Genomic DNA, 18076 nt, shown 5'->3' with positions numbered 1-18076 from the left:
TGAAGAACTGCGGTGCTTTTGCGGATCCTAATCTACCTCGGTGAACTTGCGGTCCCAGGAGGAGCGGACGGGGTTGGCATCGGCAAGCAGGATATCGAAGCGGTCATTGGCGATCTCGACGATTTCGCTGAGAGCAATGCGATATTCCTGCGCATCGGAATTGGCCAGGCGCCGCACGCCGGCATCGATGACGCGCTCCACCGTGTCATTGGTATCGAGGTATGCGACAAAGGGCATGCCAAAGCGCTCGCGGTAGGCGGCGGACAGCTCGGTAATGCGCTCGGTTTGCACGTCATCGAGATCGCTGAGCCCCAGCGAGCCGCGGTCGGCGGAAATATTCGCCGCCTCATCGGCCGAGGCCAAAAGCAGCTCGTCCATCGCGGGGTAGTCGTGGATGAGCGCATCGCGGCGTTCAGCATCCGCGGTCAGCACGGCAACCTGGATGGCGGCGCGCAGCTCGTTGACATCGCTAAACGGCCGGGACTGCCAGGCCAGATCCAGCGGCCAGGTCTCATTATTAAAGAGCGGGCGCAGCGCGGCGGTGAACTCCTCCCGCGAGGCCTCGTTCAGCTCGTTCAGGCTCACGCCCTTGCCATCGGCGCGCGAGACCTGCGTGCTCGCGCTGCCGGTGTGGAAGAACAACAAGTTGAGCAGAATGGCGGTAATCGCGCCGATGGACATGCCAGAAGAAACGAAGGTCTGCGCCCACTCCGGGAAGGCAGTGGCAACCTCCGGCTTGAAGGTCACCAGCATGGCCAGGCCCAGCGCGGAGGTGACGATGACGGAGTTGCGGCCATCGCTGAGATCCGACTTTGCGATGGTCTGCAGGCCTACCCACGCCACGTTGGCAAAAAGCGCGAGCGATGCGCCGCCGAGCACCGGCGACGGAATCGCGGCAACCACCGCGCCGGCCTTCGGCAACAGGCCCAGCACGATCATGAACCCCGCGGCCGCCACGGCCACCCAGCGCGATTTCACATTGGTCAGGCGCACCAGGCCCACGTTTTGCGCAAAGCAGGTATAGGGGAAGGAATTCATGACGCCGCCCACCAGGGTGGAAACGCCATCGGCGCGGATGGCGCGCACCACATCATCGCGGCGGATGCGCTTTTTGACGATTTCGCCGGTGGCAAATACATCGCCGGTCGTTTCCACCATCGTGATGATCATGACGATAATCAGCGAGAAGATCGCCACGAGGTCGAATTTCGGCATGCCGAAATAAAACGGCGTCGTAATGCCGAGGGCGGGGGAGGAGGAGACTTCGCTAAAGGAGGCATCGCCAAGCGCGAGCGCCACGCCCGTGCCCAGGACCAAGCCGATGAGCACCGCCAACGTGCCCACGAAGCCGGAGGAAAAACGCTGCACCATAATGATGACCGCCAGCGTGCCAAAGCCATAGAGCAAATCGCGCGTGGCCGGCACGCCCTCGGCATAATTGACAAAGTCATTGGCCGATACCGCCAGCAGTGAGGTACCCATCACCAGCAGCACCGAACCGGTAACCACCGGCGGGAAGAAGCGCAGCACCTTGCCAAAGACCGGCGCGGCGAAGAAGGTAAAAAGGCCCGCGACGATGATGGCGCCGTAAATCGTGGGCAGCGATGCCACCCCGCCCTCGCCGTCGGTGGCGCCCAGGCCAATCGCGATGATGGGCGATACCGCCGTCGTGGTCACGCCCTGCACGATGGGCAGGCGCACGCCAATATGCTTGCCGATGCCCACCGACTGAATGATCGTCGCAATGCCGCAGGTTAAAAGGTCGGCATTGATGAGGTGGATGGTAGTTTCCGCGTCCAGGTTCAACGAGCTGGCGATGAGCAGCGGGACGATGACCGCCCCGGCATAAAACGCGAGGACGTGCTGCAGCCCAAGGGCGGCGAGTTTCGGCGCGGGGGGAACGATGTCTACGGGGTGCTTGGGCTGGGACGCCACGAAGTCCTCCTTGTTACGGAAGCGAAGCTGACCGCCTTAACAGTAGAGGTACACGCAGGTCGGCGCCAAAGTGTACGTGAGCAAAGCCACGATCGGGGCTAGATTGCCCCCGAACAAAAACGTACGGGTGGTTTATATGAATCGGGCTACCAGCAAAGTATGATGACCGGTTTATAACTGGTGCTCACGGCGATGTTTATGGTTGTTAATTTCGCGAATCGGGCCGACAATGGAGAGGTGACGGGGCTTGATGCTGCGGGAAGAAAAGGCGGCATGTGCCCCGGGAAATTTGACCCAGAAGAAGGGAATTATGACTACCGCAACTAAGCCCCAGCAGTATCAAGGGTGGGAAGGTTTTGCGCCCGGCCCTTGGACCGAGGGCATCAACGTCCGCGATTTCATCCAGCGCAACTACACGCCTTATGACGGCGATTCCAGCTTCCTCGCTGGCCCCACCGATAAGACGCTGCGCGTGTGGGACACCCTGGAAAAGGACTACCTGTCAGTCGAGCGCGAAAAGCGCATTTACGATGTCGATACGCACACCCCGACCGATATCGATGCCTTCCCGGCCGGCTACATCTCAGAAGACGATGACGTCATCGTCGGCCTACAAACCGATACGCCGCTCAAGCGCGCCATGATGCCGTTCGGTGGCTGGCGCATGGTTAAGCAGGCCATCGGCGAGGCAGGTAAAGAGGTAGACCCCGAGGTGGAGAAGATCTTCACCCGCTACCGCAAGACCCACAACGATGCGGTCTTCGATATCTACACCCCGCGCATCCGCGCCGCCCGTTCATCACACATCATCACCGGCCTGCCCGATGCCTATGGCCGCGGCCGCATCATCGGCGATTACCGCCGCGTGGCGCTGTACGGCGTGGACTTCCTCATCCAAGAAAAGATTGAGGCCCGCGATGCCATTGCCGATGCCGGCTTTTCCGAGCACTGGGCCCGCTACCGCGAGGAGCACTCCGAGCAGATCAAGGCCCTGAAGAAGCTCAAGGCGATGGCCGAGTCCTACGGTTTTGACATCTCCGAGCCGGCGCGCACCGCACACGAGGCCGTGCAGTGGACCTACTTTGGCTACCTCGCCTCCATCAAGTCCCAGGATGGTGCCGCCATGTCCATCGGCCGCCTGTCTGCGTTCTTCGACTGCTACTTCGAGCGCGACCTAGCCGCTGGCATCATCACCGAGGAGCAGGCACAGGAAATCATCGACGCGCTCGTGCTGAAGCTGCGCATCGTCCGCTTCCTGCGCACCATCGACTATGACCAGATTTTCTCCGGCGACCCGTACTGGGCCACCTGGTCCGATGCCGGCTTCGGCAGCGATGGCCGCCACATGGTCACCAAGACTTCCTTCCGCCTCCTGCAGACCCTGATCAACTTGGGGCCATCACCGGAGCCGAATATCACCATTTTCTGGGATCCGGAGCTGCCCGCAGGCTACAAGGAATTCTGCGCGCACATCTCCATTGAAACCTCCTCCATCCAGTACGAGTCTGATCGCCAGATTCGCGACGAGTGGGGCGATGACGCGGCGATTGCCTGCTGCGTGTCCCCGATGGAAGTGGGCAAGCAGATGCAGTTCTTCGGCGCCCGCGTCAATGCCGCCAAGGCCCTGCTCTATGCTATGAACGGCGGCCGGGATGAGGTCTCCGGCAAGCAAATCGTCGAAGGCTACGAGCCGATTCAAGGCGATGGCCCGTTGGATTTCGACGAGGTCTGGCAAAAGTACGAGGAGATGCTGGACTGGGTGGTTGGCACCTACGTCGAGGCACTGAACATCATCCACTACTCGCACGATAAGTACGCCTACGAGGCCGTGGAAATGGCGCTGCATGATTCCAATATCATCCGCTCCATGGGCTGCGGCATCGCGGGGCTTTCCATCGTCGCCGATTCGCTATCCGCCATCAAGTACGCCAAGGTCACCCCGGTCCGGGATGAGACCGGCCTGATTACGGATTACATCACCGAAGGCGAATTCCCGTTCTACGGCAACGACGATGACCGCGCCGATGATATCGCCGCCACCATCGTGCACACCGTGATGGAAAAGATTAAGGCCATCCCGATGTACCGCAACGCCATCCCCACCCAGTCCGTGCTGACCATTACCTCCAACGTTGTCTACGGCAAGGCAACAGGCTCCTTCCCGTCGGGCCACAAGGCTGGCACCCCCTTCTCTCCGGGTGCTAACCCGGAAAACGGCGCGGATAACCACGGCATGGTCGCCTCCATGCTGTCGGTGGGCAAGCTGGATTACAAGGATGCCTTGGACGGCATCTCTCTGACCAATACCATCACCCCGTCCGGATTGGGCCGCACCCCAGAAGAGCGCATCACCAACCTGGTGGGCGTGCTGGATGCCGGCTTCATCATGGAACAATAAGAATCACGACAAGGAGAACCATCATGGCAACCCCAACCTATGCAGAACGCCTTTCAGACATGAAGGCCAGCCGCGACGAGCACAAGATGAACTCTGGCCTGTACCACGCCAACATCAACGTGCTGGACAAGTCCACGCTGGAAGATGCCGTCGAGCACCCAGAGAAGTACCCGAACCTCACCGTTCGCGTCTCTGGCTACGCGGTCAACTTCGTCAAGCTCACCAAGGAGCAGCAGCTTGACGTCATTTCCCGCACCTTCCACCAGGGTTCATAATCATGGCTGATGGCATTACTGGTGTGGTCACCCTGTCGCCGGAATCCGGCGAGCGCGTTCGCGGTGTTGCCGCGGGCCTGGGAACCGACCACGAACTCGATGAGATTACCCGCCCCGAGCTCATGGAGGCGCGCCGCACCGGCGATATCGCCCTCGTGCACTCTTGGGAGCTGGTAACCGCCGTCGACGGCCCGGGCACCCGCATGACCATGTTCATGTCCGGCTGCCCCCTGCGCTGCCAGTATTGCCATAACCCGGACACCATGGAGATGAAGACCGGCACCTTGGAGCGGGTAGACGATGTGGTCAAGCGCATCAAGCGCTACAAGCCCATCTTCCAGGCTTCCGGTGGCGGCCTGACCATCTCCGGTGGTGAGCCCCTCTTCCAGATTGCGTTTACCCGCCGCGTGCTTAAGGAGGTCCACGACGCCGGCATCCACACCACCATCGATACCTCAGGCTTCTTAGGCTCGCGCCTGCGCGATGAGGACCTGGACAATATCGATCTTGTGCTGCTGGACGTGAAGTCGGGCGACGAGGAAACCTATCAGCGCGTAACGAGGCGCCAGCTGCAGCCCACGCTCGATTTTGGTGACCGCCTCAACGCGATAGGCAAGCCGGTGTGGATTCGCTTCGTCGTCGTGCCGGGCCTGACGGATTCGGCCGAGAACGTCGAAAACGTCGCCTCCATTGTGGCGCGGTGGAAGTCCAATGTGGAGCGCGTCGAGGTCTTGCCCTTCCACAATATGGGCAAGGACAAGTGGGAGGGGCTCGATATGACCTACCACTTGGCAGATACCAAGCCGCCGAAACCGGAGGACGTGGAAAAAGTCCGCGACGTTTTCCGCGCAAAGGGCCTGGAGGTCTACTAACCTGGGTGGGCATGACTCACTACCGCCGCTTCGGCCACGATATTATTGAACACACCCTTGAAGTCCCGTGGGATTATGACAATCCGCGCGGGACTTTTGATCTCTATGCCCGCGAAATCATCCCGCCAGGAGGCGAGGACCTGCCGGCGCTTTTGTACCTGCAGGGCGGCCCGGGATTTCCGGCGCCGCGGCCGGTCAAGCCGACGGGGCTTATCGGCAAGGCGCTCGAGCGCTATCGCGTCATCCTCCTCGACCAGCGCGGCACGGGGCGTTCGCACCGCATCGATAGGCTGAACCCCGCAGAAGAGCGCAGCGCCGAACACCTGGCCTTGCTGCGCCAAGACAATATCGTGCGCGATGCCGAGCGCCTGCGCGAGCACCTGGGGCTTGAGACTTGGTCCCTGTTCGGCCAGTCCTTTGGCGGCTTTTGCATCACCGCGTACCTATCCCAAGCTCCAGAGTCGGTCAAGCACGCGTTTTTCACCGGCGGTATCCCCACGCTGCAGGGCGCAGATCACCTCTACCGCGCGACCTTTAGCAAGCTCAAGGCCCGCCAGGAGCGCTTCTACCGCGAATTCCCCTGGGTGCAGCGCCGCATCGAGGAAATCATCGACCACCTCGATAATTCAGATGAGCGCCTGCATACCGGCGAGCGGCTGTCCTCGCTGCGTTTTCGCACCATTGGCACCGATTTGGGGCGGGGCACCGGCTTCGACGGCCTGGCCTACCTCCTGGAAGAGCCCTTCCGCACCGTGCGGGGAGAGAAGGTGCTGCGGGATGATTTCCTGTGGGGCATCGGCGAGCGCGTGAGCTTTGCGGAGGCCCCGCTTTATGCGGCGATCCACGAGTCCATTTATGCCGGCAGCGGCGGGCAGGCGGCGACGCAGTGGTCGGCACACCGCGTGCGCGAGGAGTTCCCGGAGTTTGCCGAGTCCGGTACCTGGCTGACCGGCGAGCATATTTTCCCGTGGCAGTTCGACGAGGACCCGGCGCTGCAAGCATTCAAGGAGGGTGCGCACGGCTTGGCGGAGCGGGAATTTACTGCGCCTTATGCGCTTGCCGATGCCCCCACCACCGCCGCCGCCATCTACCTCGACGATATCTTCGTTCCCCTGGAAGAATCCCTGGCCACCGCCGCGCACTTGGGCGATCTGCGCCCGTGGGTGACGAATGAGTACCAGCACAATGGCATCGGTGAGAACGGTGCGGAGGTGATGGGCAAGCTCTTTGCGCTTATCGATGACCACTAGCGCTCCCTTTCTGCCTGTGCGAAAATTAATTTCACACACGTAGTTAGGGAGAGGAAATGTTGAGCTTAATCATCATCGGCGTCATCATCTTGCTGATTCTCGGCACCGTATTCGATGGGTACTACATCGTGCGTACCCGCGAGGCGGCCATCTTGGAACGGTTGGGTAAATTCCAGACGGTCGCCCACGCGGGCTTGCACTTCAAGATGCCCTGGATCGACCGCGTGCGCGATAAGATTTCGCTGCAGGTACGCCAGCTGGACGTGATGGTAGAAACCAAGACGAAGGATAATGTCTTCGTCCAAATTCCGGTCGCGGTGCAGTACGAGGTCGTAGAGGGCCGCGAGCGCGAGGCCTTTTATATGCTGTCCAACCACGAGCAGCAGATCGTGGCCTATGTGCAAGATAATGTGCGCTCGTCGGTGGCGAATATGGGCTTGGATGAGTCCTTTTCCTCCAAGGACACCATCGCGCAGAACGTGGCGGCCTCGCTGCGGGATAATATGGCCGAATACGGCTGGAACTTCGTCAATACGCTGGTAACCGATATCCGCCCGGATTCCCGCGTGCGTGAATCCATGAACTCCATTAACGCGGCGCAGCGCGAGCGCGAGGCGGCCATCGCCCAGGCGGAGGCGGAAAAGATTCGCGTGGTCAAAGAAGCCGAGGGTGCCGCGGAGGCAAAGAAGCTGCAGGGTAGGGGCGTTGCCGAGCAGCGCAAGGAGATTGTAGAGGGCATCGCCCAGCAATACGAGCTACTGCGCGATGCCGGGGTCCAGGAATCCCCCGAGGTCCTCATGCTGGTATCGCAGTACCTCGATGCGATGGTCGATGTCTCGAATAACGGCCAAGCCTCCGTGCTCTACATGCCGTCCAATCCGCAGGGCATGGGCGACCTATTCAGCGGCATGCGCGACGTGCTGATGGCCGACCGCGCGCTCGACGAGTCCGCCGGGCGATAGGAACCTACCTGCGCCGCAGGAGGAGCACCAGCCCCAGGATGACGGGGACGCCGCCCATGATGAGAAGGTAGGTCGTTTCGGCGGACGCCGAGGTGGGATCGTATAGCTGCGACATCGAACCGGCCAGCGAGGTGCCGATGGCCATCGTGAGGAAGTACAGCGCGGAAAAGCGGGTGGCATAGGCCCGTGGCGCGTGGGCGGCGGATGCGGCCATGCCCACTGGGCCGATGAAGAGCTCGCCGAGCGACATCAAAAAGATGGTGCCCGCTAGCACGAGGAACGGCGTGGAATTTTCCCCGCCGCTGACAAAGGGCAGCAGGAGGAACATGCCTGCACCGGCGAAGATGATGCCGCAGCCCATGAGCGCGCGCCGCGAGTTGGCCCAGCGCGTCATGCCCGCCGCCAACGGCAGCGAGAGCAGCAGGATAAATAGCGGGTTGAGTGATTGCGTCCAAGCCGGTGGGATCTCGACCCCGCCGATGGTTCGGTTGAGGCGCTGATCCGAATAGACCGCGAGCACGCCGTATATTTGCGGCTGCAGAGTCCAGTAGGCCGTCGAGCAGGCGAAGAGCGGAATGAAGTCCAGGATGCGGCGCCGCTCATCCGCGGTGACCTGCGGGGATCGCAGCATGCTGGCAAAAAGCCCCGCTGCGGCCGCTACCGTGGCGATAAGAAGCAGCACGGTCAGCGTGCCTGGGGAGACGGTGATGACGAGCAGCACGCCGGCTACAAGCGCCGCCAGCGCGATCAGCCCCGCCTTACCCGGGGCCTGGGTGGGGTGTGGTGGGCGCGACGGAACGTTTATCTTTTTCCGCAGTGCGCCGTAGGTGGCGCAGCCGCAGCACATGAGCACCGCTGCGGCGAAGAATCCGGCGTGGTAGCCGTATTCCTCCGCCAGCCACCCAGTGAGCATGGGGCCAAAGAGCGCGCCGACATTGATGCCGAGGTAGAAAATCTGGAAGGCCCCGTCGCGCGCGCCGGCCTCGGCGGGAAAAGCGGCGCCCAGAATCGTAATCGCGGCGGTCTTGAGCAGCCCCGAGCCGAGAGCGAGCGGCAAAAGCCCGATGATGAGCCCCGCCGTGCCGGGGACGAGCGAGAGGGCAAAGTGCCCGCACACCAACAGCCCGGCGCCGGTAAGCAGGGTGCGCTCGGCGCCCAAGAGCCGGTCGCTGACCCAGCCACCCACAAACGTGAAAAGATAGAGCAGGCTGCCGTACGCGCCGACGAGCGCGGTGGCCTGCGTTTGCTCCATACCGAGCCCACCGGAGGTGGAGTAGAGGTAGTACGCGAGGATGGCTTGCATGCCATAAAAGCTGAAGCGCTCCCACATCTCGATGCCCGCAACCGCCGGCAAAACCACGGGTACGCGGCGAATTGAACGCCGTTCAAGAACTTTCATAAAAAGGACTATAGCGGCCGAGAGTGTGTGCTAGATCTAATTTGGTGGATATTTCTACTAACGACATAGCGACAATCGATGCCCACTACATCTGGCACCCCTACGCCGAGCCCGGCGCGCCCACGCGCGTCGTGGAGTCGGCCGCGGGCGTCCACCTCACGCTTGCCGATGGCACCCAGCTCATCGACGCCATGTCCTCCTGGTGGGCCGCCGCCCATGGGCACAGTCACCCGCGGCTCACCGCTGCCGCCAAGGAACAAATCGACCGCATGAGCCACGTGATGTTCGGCGGGCTCACGCACGAGCCGGCGGCGCGGCTGACGGTCAATCTCATGGAGCTCACGCGCCACGACTTCGCGCAGGTCTTTTATGCGGACTCGGGATCGGTTTCGGTGGAGGTAGCAATCAAGATGGCCCTGCAATATCAGCAGGGGATTGGCCACCCGGAGCGCACCAAGATGCTGACCTGGCGCTCGGGTTATCACGGCGATACTTTCGCCGCGATGAGCGTGTGTGATCCCGATGGCGGCATGCACTCGATGTGGACCGGCACCCTGGCGCAGCAGGTTTTCGCCCCGGCACCGCCGACGCGCGGGGCGAGCGAGAAGGCGCGCGAGGACTACCTGCGCGAATTGGAGGGCTGCATTACCGACGAGGTCGCGGCCCTGATCATCGAGCCCGTCGTCCAAGGCGCCGGCGGCATGCGCTTCCACGATCACGAGTTGGTGCGCGGGGCGCGCGAAATCTGCGACCGCCACGGAATCGTGCTGATCGCGGATGAAATCGCCACGGGGTTTGGGCGCACCGGGGACCTCTTTACCACCCAGGCGGCGGGAGTGGTGCCAGATATCATGTGCGTGGGCAAGGCGATGACCGGTGGTTTCATGACGATGGCCGCCACGCTTGCCACCGCCCGGGTAGCCGAGGGTATGCACCCCCGCGCGCTTATGCACGGCCCGACCTTTATGGCCAACCCGCTGGCTTGCGCGGTATCTGCCGAGGCGACCTCCATGATCCTGGAGGGAACGTGGCGGGGGCAGGTTGCGGGCATCGAGAAGCAGCTGCGCGCCGGGCTTTCCGGGCTAGAGGACGAGCCGGGCGTGGCGGACGTGCGGGTGCTGGGCGCTATCGGCGTGGTGGAGATGGAGCGCGACGTCGATATGGCAGGCGCCACGGATGCGGCGGTGGACCAGGGTGTGTGGCTGCGCCCGTTCGGCCGCCTCATCTACACCATGCCGCCGTTTATTAGCACCGAGGACGAGGTCGCGCAGATTTGCCGCGGGGTGCGCGCTGCGGTGGCAGGAGGAAAGCGATGATTATCTTTGTCACCGGCACCAATACCGACGTGGGAAAGACGGTGGCCACGGCGGCGCTCGCCAGCGCCTTTGCCCAGAGCGGGCGCGAGGTCGTCTATGCCAAGCCCCTGCAGACCGGCGAGCCGGACAATAGCGGCGATGCGGCGACGGTGCGGGCCCTGGCCGGGGTCGAGGTCACGGAGATGGCGCGCTTTCCCGAACCGCTAGCACCGAACCTCTCGGCGCGCCGGGCGGGCATGACTCCGCCGAGCAAAGAGGAGCTCCGGGACTGGATCGCAGGGTTGGACGCACCAGGCCGTGTGGTGCTGGTGGAAGGCGCCGGCGGTCTGCTGGTGCGTTTGGCAGACGACTACACGCTTGCCGATGTCGCTACCAACCTCCTCATCGTCACCTCCCTCGGCCTCGGCAGCCTCAACGCCGCCGAGCTCACCGTCCGCGAGGCGCAGCGGCGCGGGATTAACGCGATGGGGCTTATCGGCGGCAGTTTGCCCGCGAGGCCGGATCTGGCGACGCGGCTGAACGTGGACGAGCTGCCGGCGGTCACGGGCTGCCGGTTGTGGGGCAGAGTGCCAGAGGGGGCCGGAGCGCTGGGCCGGGAAGACTTCGCCCGGATGGCCAGAGAGCTCTTTCCCGGTGATGTGTGCGCGCAGTTGCTTGCGCACGCCGAGTAGCGCTACCTCGGTGAGGCAGCGCTAGCGGACCCAGCGGACCTTGCCGTTTACCCGGGCAAGGCGGCCGCGCAAGGGCGGGGCGTTCGGATCGTCTTGGTTTACCCCGTTGTGGTACGGGCAGCACACGGTGAGGTTCTCCGCGTTGGTCATCCCGCCATGCTTCCACGCCTGCAGGTGGTGGATCTGAGACTTATCCGCCGGGTGATTGCACGGCGGCCACGGGCAGGTGGGGTTTTCGGCGGCGGCCATCAGCCGCTGCTTTTCCGAGGCAAAGCGCGAGGTCCGATACAGGTTGACCGGGCCCTTTACCGGGTGGATTAGCGTGGCTAGCCCGTGCTCGCTGAAGGTGCGCTCGACGAGCTGCGCGCCGGTGATGGTCGAGCCGTTGGTCAGCCGAAGCATGACCTCGTCGCCATCGCCTTCCAGTATTTGATCCAGCGCGTTGAGCGGAATAAGCACGTTCGTCGTGGTCTGCACCGTGGCAGCGCCCTCGCCGCGGAGGAGTTCGCGGAAGGATGCGAGTGGGTTTTCGGGGTCGAGGGCGGAATCGAGATCCGCGAGGAAGGACGAGGGCGCGGTAATGCGCATCGTCCACGGTCCTTCCGGGCGGCGCAGGAGTTGTACGCCCTCGCGCGGCGGCCGGCGGCGCGGGCGCCATTCGCGCAGGCGCTTTTTAGCAAGCCGGGCGATCTCAGAAGCCGGTCCGTGCTGCCGGCACAGCTCTACACGCAGGTTCCACGCGGCGCGCTTGGTGGCCGCGCGGGTGGCGTACTTCTCGATGAGCTTGAGCGTCATCAAATCGTGGTGGCGCGCGCCTGCGGCGGCAAGGCGCTGCTTGCGGCTAAAGGAAGTGGTGCCGAAATAAACCTCCGCTAGGGCAAGCAGCTCGCGGGCCTCGACATCCGGTAGGCCGAGCTCAACGAGGTCGCGTTCAGGCATGCCGTGGGCCTCGGCGAGGATATCCATCGCCGAGGAAATCTGGGTGGCATAGGCCTGCAGTGCGTTCATGCCTGCAAATCTAGGCGCGCGCTACCGCGGCGCCAATCGCGCCCAGCGCCGGCCTGTGGATAACTTGTATAAACGTCTACAAACTTATCCCGCGGCAACCGCGAAGAGATACGAAATCAGCATGCGCTTTAGCTCCATGACCACGGAATCGAACTTGTCTGGATCGCCCGAAATGGCGTAATTGAGCAGCGAGACTACGGTGTGGATAAGGAAGCGCGCCAGTTCAATGCGTTGCGCATCGCTGTGCTCGGTGGCCAGCGGGCGGAGGATCTCGGAGAGTGGCTCCAAGAGCTGCAGCTCGGTATCGGCGGCTGTGGCCCGCGTCGCCGGGGTGGATTGGATGGCGTGCCAAACAGCGCGCCGGGAAGGGTCCTCGCGCCACATCCGCGCGAGGTGGTCGATGAATTCATCCAAGACATCCGGCCACTGCGGGGCTGGAACGAGGCGCGAAAAGCGCTCGATTTCGGCTAGGCTGGTGGCGGTATCTTGCCGGTCGAGCTCGCAGATGAGCACGTATTTATTGGCAAAGAACTGATACAGCGTGCCGATGGGAACCTCGGCGCGGTGGGCGACTTCATCGAAGGTGAAGGATTCGAAGCCGACATCGACAAGCACGGCGCGCGCCGCCTGCACAATGCGAGAAAAGCGCTCCCGGCTGCGCGCCTGCGCTGGCCGACGCCGCGGGACGAGGATCTCCTCCACCGGCTTACTCGAGGCCCTTCATCACGCGCGCGACGTGTCCAGTGGCCTTCACATTGTAGTGGGTCTGGCCGATGGTGCCATCCGGCTCCACGAGGAAAGTGGAACGGATAACGCCCTGGACCACCTTGCCGTAGTTCTTCTTCTCCCCGAAGGCGCCATACGCGGTCATGACGGACTTATCCGGATCAGAAAGCAGCGGGAAGTTGAGATCGTGGTCATCGCGGAACTTCGCCAGCGCCTCGGGCTTATCGGGGGAGATGCCTACCACCGCGATATTGAGGGCATTGAGCTCTGCTAAGGAATCGCGAAAATCGCAGGCTTCCTTGGTGCAGCCCGGCGTATTGGCGCGCGGGTAGAAGTACACTAACACGCGCTGGCCTGCGTAATCGGAAAGGGAAATGGTGTTGCCGGTGGCATCGGCAAGCGCAAAAGCTGGGGCAGTATCTCCTACGTTCAAACGAGTTTCAGTCATGGGACCTACTTTACGTGCTCCCCGGCCTGCGCGGGGGAGGCCCTGCACGGTAAGATAAGCTCGTTAAGAGCGAAACTTAAGCTAAGAGGAGAATTCCGTGGCACGCAATATTGAAGATATTCAACGCGATATCGAACGCACCCGGCGCCAGCTGGCTAGCACCCTGGATGAAATTGCGGATCGCAGCAAGCCGCAAAACCTCGTCGATGACGCCAAGAACGCCGCCACCGAAAAGTTGCAGGACCGCAACGTGCAGTTGGTGCTCGGTGGCGTCGGCGCGGCCGTTGCTGGGCTGATTGCCTATTCCGTGTTCCGCTCGCGCCGCCGCAAGAGCGACCTGAAGGAATTGCAGCGCTTGCTGTCTGAGCGCCACTAATTTTCCCTGCCTTACCCCCACGCGCGCCGTGGGGGCTTTTTTCGTATGCTAAGTTGCGATGAAAACTCCAATTCCTTTTTATTTGCAGGAAATTTTGACCCAGGTGCGAGGAAACCGCAGCGGCGCGGTGGCGGACTATATTCCCGAGCTCGCGAAGGCGGAACCGGACTACCTCGGCGTGGCCATCTGCACCACGACGGGGCACGTATATTCCGCTGGCGATGCAGAGGTGGAATTTACCTTGCAGTCCGTGTCGAAGCCCTTTGCGTATGCTCTAGCGCTGCAGGAGCTCGGCTTGGATGCGGTGCGTGAGATCGTTGGTATGGAGCCATCTGGCGAGGCCTTCAACGAACTTTCGCTGAACCGCTATGACCACCGGCCGGTGAACCCGATGATCAATGCGGGCGCGATTGCGGTAACGCAGCTGATTAACGGCGTGGATTCGGATCCGGCCGAGCGCGTAGAACAGTTGCGCAGCTACTTTTCGCGGCTGGCGGGCCGCGAGTTGAAGATTGATGAAAAGGTGCGCGATTCCGAGCTGCAGGTCTCCGATAGGAACCTGTCTTTGGCGCATATGCTGCGCAATTACGACATCATCCAGGACGAGGCCCACGATGCGGTCTCGACCTATGTGGAGCAGTGCTCGATTAAGGTCACGGTGCGCGACCTCGCCGTGATGTCTGCCACCCTGGCCAATGGTGGCACGCAGCCGGTGACGGGGGAGAAGATCCTCGATGCCGATGTCTGCCGCCTGACGCTTTCTGTCATGAGCTCTGCGGGCATGTACGACGGCGCTGGGCGATGGATGGCCGAGGTCGGAATCCCAGCGAAGTCCGGCGTTTCGGGTGGCCTGCTGGGCACCCTGCCCGGCCAATTGGGGGTCGCGACCTTCTCGCCGCGGCTTAATAAGGAGGGCAATTCCGTCCGCGGAGTGGATGCCTTGACCTTGCTTTCGAAGGATATGGGGCTGCACTTGATGTCCACGGATGAGCGCTACGGCGTGCACCCGGTGCGCAGGATGGAAACCGAGGACGACCTCACGGTGATCTTCCTGCAGGGGCTTATCAATTTCAACGCAGCGGAGACCATCTTGCATCAGCTCACCGAATGCGAATTCGGCGAGGGCACGGTGGTGCTGGAGCTATCTCATATCACCGGATCCAACCGGATGGGCCGGCGCATGCTGAAGGAAGGCCTCCGGCGCATCCGCGAGGCCGGCTTCGATATCGCCATCGTGGATCCGGATGGCGAATTGGAAGATCGCACCATGGCGGACGGCACCGAGGTGCCCAAGGGCGAGCCGGAAGATTATGCCCTCAGCGAGGAAGCCGTTTAGGTTTGAGCCACCTTACTTGGTTAGGTTAGGATAAGCTCGCACGTGTCCTCGTATCGAGGATTCCGACCGACCAAGGATTTAAAATGGCATATAGATTTCCCAAGGTAATCGCCGTAGTGGCGGCCTCCGCCGCTGCATTGGCAGGCTGCAGCACCGCCGAAGAAACGACTAATAGCAGTGGCAGCGACGATGCTGCCCTGTCCTTCACCGACCTCGCGGGCCGCGACGTAGAACTCGACAAGGCCCCCGAGCGCGTTCTATTGGGCGAGGGCCGCTCCATCTTCGCCACCGGCATTCTCAACACTGAAGACCCGCTGGATAAAGTCGTGGGCATTGGATCCGATCTGAAGAAAAACGTGCCGGACTACTACAACGTCTTGGAAGAAAAGCTGCCCAAGGTCACTGAACTGCCGGAAGTTGGTGCTATCTCCAAGGGCGATGTCACCGTGGAAAACCTGGTGAGCCTGGACCCAGACCTCATCGTGCTGTCCAAGGACCAGTATGACGCCTCACAAGAGGCGGGCCTGACCGAAAAGATGGACCAGGCGGGCCTTAAGTACGCCGTGACCGATTTCCGCGCCAAGCCGCTGGAAAACACCACCAAGTCCATGGAAATCTTCGGCGAGATCTTCGGCAAAGAAGAGCGCGCCGAGGAATTCAACAAAGAGTGGCAAAAGACCGTGGACCTGGTTAAGGAGCGCGCGGACAAGGTAAAGGATAAGCCCAAGACCTTCGTCTGGCGCGCGGCCGGCGTCATGGACTGCTGTGGCTCTTGGAATGACTCCAATATCGCGCAGTTGGTGAACGAAGCCGGCGGTGAGAACGTAGCCGATGGCATCATTCCGGGCGAGGTTGGAGCCATCACCCCAGAAAAGGTCCTCGAGGCGGACCCAGACATGGTGATTGCGACCGGCGGCGACTGGTCCGAGAAGAAGGACGATGAGGGCAACCCCGTCGGCTACGCCGCGGTGGGCTATGGCATCGGCGAAGATGAGGCAGAGGCGAGCATCGCCAAGCTGCCGAGCAACCAGCCAGGATTCGAGAACCTGCGTGCGGTCAAGGAGCACAAGCTGCATGGCATGTGGCACCAGTTCTACAACTCGCCGTTCAACTACCTAGCGCTGCTGCAGATCGCGAAGTGGATCAACCCGGAGGCGTATGAGGATATGGACGTCGACAAGGAGTGGATGCAAGCGCAAGAAAAGTACTCGCCGGTTGCTGGCGAGGGAACCTTCTTTAGCACGAATTAATGGTAAGCGGGGAGGTAGCTGCCCTTACGCAGCAACACAAAAAGCTCACCTGGCAGCGCATTAGCATCGTCGCGGGCCTGTGCCTCATCGCGGCGGTGGCGTTTGTGGTCAGCAACTTCGTCGGCGCCATCGACATCAGCCCCGGCGAGGTCATCAGAGGCATCGTCAATCCTTCGAGCCTGGATGACCAGACGCATACGGTGCTGTGGAAGCTGCGCTTGCCGATGGCCGTCATGGCCCTGCTCATCGGCGTCAGCCTCTCGCTGGCCGGCGCGGAGATGCAGACCATCTTGAATAACCCGCTGGCGGAGCCGTTTACGCTCGGCATTTCCGCCGCAGCGGCTTTCGGTGGTGCTAGTTCCATCGTGCTGAAGTGGCAGCTGCTGACCCAGCCGCAGTTCAACCTGGCGCTGGTGGCGTGGCTGTCGGCGGCGGTGGCGACGGCGATCATCGTCGTGGCGGCCATCATCCGCGGCGCGAAGGCAGAAACCATGGTGCTGCTGGGCATTGGTTTGGTCTTTTTCTTCCAGGCCATGCTCGCGCTTATCCAATACCAGTCTTCGGCCGAGGCGCTGCAGCAGATCGTCTTTTGGTCCATGGGTTCGCTCACGCGCGCCAACTGGGTTGCCAACGGCGTGCTTGCGGGCGTGCTGCTGGTTGCCCTGCCCATTTTGTGGGCGCTGTCGTGGCGGCTTACGGCCTTGCGGCTTGGCGATGCCCGCGCTGCCGCCATGGGCATTAATACCGCCCGGCTGCGCGTGGTGGTGCTCATCGTGGTTTCCCTCGTGGCGGCAACGACGGTGGCCTTCGCCGGCATCATCGGCTTCATCGGTCTGGTAGGTCCGCACATCGCCCGCATGCTGGTGGGCGAGGACCAGCGCTATTTCGTGCCCGCCTCCATGGCCGCAGGTGCGGCCGTGATGTGCGCGGCGCACGCGGCGAGCTTGATGATTAAGCCGGGTCTGGCCATCCCGATTGGTATCGTGACCTCGCTTTTGGGTGTGCCGTTCTTTATCGCCATCGTGATGACTCGAAGGAGGGCGCTGTGGACGTAGAACTTACCCTGCGCGGCATAAGCGCGGCCTACGGCAAGCACACCGTGCTCGAAGCGGTCGACGTGGATACGCTGCAAGGCGGCCAGTTGGTTGGCCTGCTAGGGCCCAACGCCTCCGGCAAGACCACGCTGATCAAGTCCCTTGCCGGCGTGCATCGCGGGTACAAGGGCGAGGTGGATTTTCTGGTGGATGGCGAAAGCCCGCGGGGCAAGCGCCGCCGCCAACTCATCGGCTACGTCCCGCAGGACCTGCCCAGCACCGCGGCGCTGCGGGCGTTTGAGACGGTGCTTATCGCGGCGCGTCGGGAAGCATGCGAGGATCCCATCACCCGCAGCGCCGAGGTGCTGCACGCGATGGGGCTGGATGCCATTGCCTCGCGCTACCTCAACGAGCTATCTGGCGGCCAGCGCCAGCTCGTGGCCGTGGCGCAGATGCTGGTGGGCAACCCGGGCCTGATGCTCTTGGACGAGCCGACGTCCGCGCTCGACCTGCATCGCCAGTTCTTCGTCCTCGAGGAGGTGCGCGAGAAGGCTAGGCGGGAAGGCAGCCTGGGGCTGGTGGCCATTCACGACATCAATCTGGCCGCGCGCATGTGTGACCAGCTGGTGGTGCTGAAATCGGGCCATATTCGCGCCCAGGGCGCGCCTGGAGACGTGCTCACGTGCGAGCTGGTGGAAAGCGTCTATGGGGTAGAGGCAGACATCGTGGAGCACCGCGGTGTTCCCGTCGTCGCGCCCCAGCGCGTGAATAAGCAGTAAAACAAGCAAAGGCCGAGCGAGATGCTCGGCCTTTTTGCTAG

At 62.4% G+C, this 18076-nt stretch carries 17 protein-coding genes; 12 read left to right on the top strand and 5 right to left on the bottom strand.

Annotated features, from left to right (window positions below; all coding sequences use genetic code 11):
- Positions 1–27 precede the first annotated feature (27 nt).
- Positions 28–1935 carry a solute carrier family 23 protein gene (locus HMPREF1287_RS06010; protein ID WP_023016981.1) on the bottom strand — a complete coding sequence of 636 codons (1908 nt, stop codon included), beginning with the start codon at positions 1933–1935 and terminating at the stop codon, positions 28–30.
- 310 nt (positions 1936–2245) lie between these two features.
- Here HMPREF1287_RS06010 and pflB point away from each other — a divergent pair, with 310 nt between their 5' ends.
- The 5 genes from pflB to HMPREF1287_RS05985 are packed head-to-tail and all read left to right on the top strand — an operon-like array spanning position 2246 to position 7692.
- A complete protein-coding gene (gene pflB, locus HMPREF1287_RS06005; RefSeq protein WP_005277782.1) occupies positions 2246–4333 on the top strand; it encodes a formate C-acetyltransferase in 2088 nt (695 codons plus the stop codon).
- A gap of 23 nt (positions 4334–4356) precedes the next feature.
- Positions 4357–4608 carry an autonomous glycyl radical cofactor GrcA2 gene (gene grcA2 / locus HMPREF1287_RS12780; RefSeq protein ID WP_005284503.1) on the top strand — a complete coding sequence of 84 codons (252 nt, stop codon included), beginning with the start codon at positions 4357–4359 and terminating at the stop codon, positions 4606–4608.
- 2 nt (positions 4609–4610) lie between these two features.
- Positions 4611–5480: a pyruvate formate-lyase-activating protein gene (gene pflA / locus HMPREF1287_RS05995; RefSeq protein ID WP_005277788.1), complete on the top strand. Its 870-nt coding sequence runs from the start codon at positions 4611–4613 to the stop codon at positions 5478–5480.
- A gap of 11 nt (positions 5481–5491) precedes the next feature.
- Positions 5492–6730, top strand: a complete 1239-nt coding sequence (locus tag HMPREF1287_RS05990; protein ID WP_034654208.1) for an alpha/beta fold hydrolase — start codon at positions 5492–5494, stop codon at positions 6728–6730.
- Between the two features lie 56 nt (positions 6731–6786).
- Positions 6787–7692 carry an SPFH domain-containing protein gene (locus tag HMPREF1287_RS05985; RefSeq protein ID WP_005277794.1) on the top strand — a complete coding sequence of 302 codons (906 nt, stop codon included), beginning with the start codon at positions 6787–6789 and terminating at the stop codon, positions 7690–7692.
- Positions 7693–7696: 4 nt separating this feature from the next.
- Here the strand turns inward: HMPREF1287_RS05985 and HMPREF1287_RS05980 are convergent, their stop codons facing one another.
- Positions 7697–9091 (bottom strand): peptide MFS transporter, encoded by a 1395-nt coding sequence (locus tag HMPREF1287_RS05980; protein WP_023016984.1) that lies wholly within the window; start codon positions 9089–9091, stop codon positions 7697–7699.
- A 50-nt stretch (positions 9092–9141) separates the two neighbouring features.
- Here HMPREF1287_RS05980 and HMPREF1287_RS05975 point away from each other — a divergent pair, with 50 nt between their 5' ends.
- Positions 9142–10407, top strand: coding sequence for an adenosylmethionine--8-amino-7-oxononanoate transaminase (locus HMPREF1287_RS05975; protein ID WP_369707518.1), 1266 nt, complete (start codon positions 9142–9144; stop codon positions 10405–10407).
- Positions 10404–11078 (top strand): dethiobiotin synthase, encoded by a 675-nt coding sequence (gene bioD, locus HMPREF1287_RS05970; RefSeq protein ID WP_023016986.1) that lies wholly within the window; start codon positions 10404–10406, stop codon positions 11076–11078. The genes HMPREF1287_RS05975 and bioD overlap by 4 nt, the downstream gene beginning before the upstream one ends.
- A gap of 21 nt (positions 11079–11099) precedes the next feature.
- On the opposite strand, the gene HMPREF1287_RS05965 is transcribed toward bioD, so the two are convergent.
- The 3 genes from HMPREF1287_RS05965 to bcp form a co-directional block, all read right to left on the bottom strand.
- Complete coding sequence (locus HMPREF1287_RS05965; RefSeq protein WP_023016987.1) at positions 11100–12086, bottom strand: HNH endonuclease signature motif containing protein; 987 nt, start codon at positions 12084–12086, stop codon at positions 11100–11102.
- A gap of 84 nt (positions 12087–12170) precedes the next feature.
- Entirely contained in the window at positions 12171–12788 is a 618-nt protein-coding gene (locus HMPREF1287_RS05960; RefSeq protein WP_023016988.1) for a TetR/AcrR family transcriptional regulator, read from the bottom strand.
- Positions 12789–12792: 4 nt separating this feature from the next.
- Positions 12793–13260 (bottom strand): thioredoxin-dependent thiol peroxidase, encoded by a 468-nt coding sequence (gene bcp, locus HMPREF1287_RS05955; RefSeq protein ID WP_023016989.1) that lies wholly within the window; start codon positions 13258–13260, stop codon positions 12793–12795.
- Positions 13261–13357: 97 nt separating this feature from the next.
- Here bcp and HMPREF1287_RS05950 point away from each other — a divergent pair, with 97 nt between their 5' ends.
- From HMPREF1287_RS05950 to HMPREF1287_RS05930, 5 genes are all read left to right on the top strand, one after another.
- The gene (locus HMPREF1287_RS05950; protein WP_005277817.1) at positions 13358–13636 is read left to right on the top strand and encodes a DUF3618 domain-containing protein; all 279 of its coding nucleotides are present in this window, start codon (positions 13358–13360) and stop codon (positions 13634–13636) included.
- A gap of 58 nt (positions 13637–13694) precedes the next feature.
- Complete coding sequence (locus tag HMPREF1287_RS05945; protein WP_005284487.1) at positions 13695–14972, top strand: glutaminase; 1278 nt, start codon at positions 13695–13697, stop codon at positions 14970–14972.
- 83 nt (positions 14973–15055) lie between these two features.
- On the top strand, positions 15056–16222 hold the full coding sequence (locus HMPREF1287_RS05940) for an ABC transporter substrate-binding protein (RefSeq protein ID WP_023016990.1): 1167 nt from the start codon (positions 15056–15058) through the stop codon (positions 16220–16222).
- A complete protein-coding gene (locus tag HMPREF1287_RS05935; protein WP_005277826.1) occupies positions 16222–17277 on the top strand; it encodes an iron ABC transporter permease in 1056 nt (351 codons plus the stop codon). Before HMPREF1287_RS05940 ends, HMPREF1287_RS05935 begins: the two co-directional genes overlap by 1 nt.
- On the top strand, positions 17268–18035 hold the full coding sequence (locus tag HMPREF1287_RS05930; protein WP_023016991.1) for an ABC transporter ATP-binding protein: 768 nt from the start codon (positions 17268–17270) through the stop codon (positions 18033–18035). Before HMPREF1287_RS05935 ends, HMPREF1287_RS05930 begins: the two co-directional genes overlap by 10 nt.
- Positions 18036–18076 lie beyond the last annotated feature (41 nt).

This window comes from Corynebacterium sp. KPL1986 (assembly GCF_000477975.1).
In the GTDB taxonomy this organism is placed as follows: domain Bacteria; phylum Actinomycetota; class Actinomycetes; order Mycobacteriales; family Mycobacteriaceae; genus Corynebacterium; species Corynebacterium accolens.
Note: the sequence above shows the minus strand (reverse complement) of the source record. Positions and strands in the feature narration are given on the sequence as shown.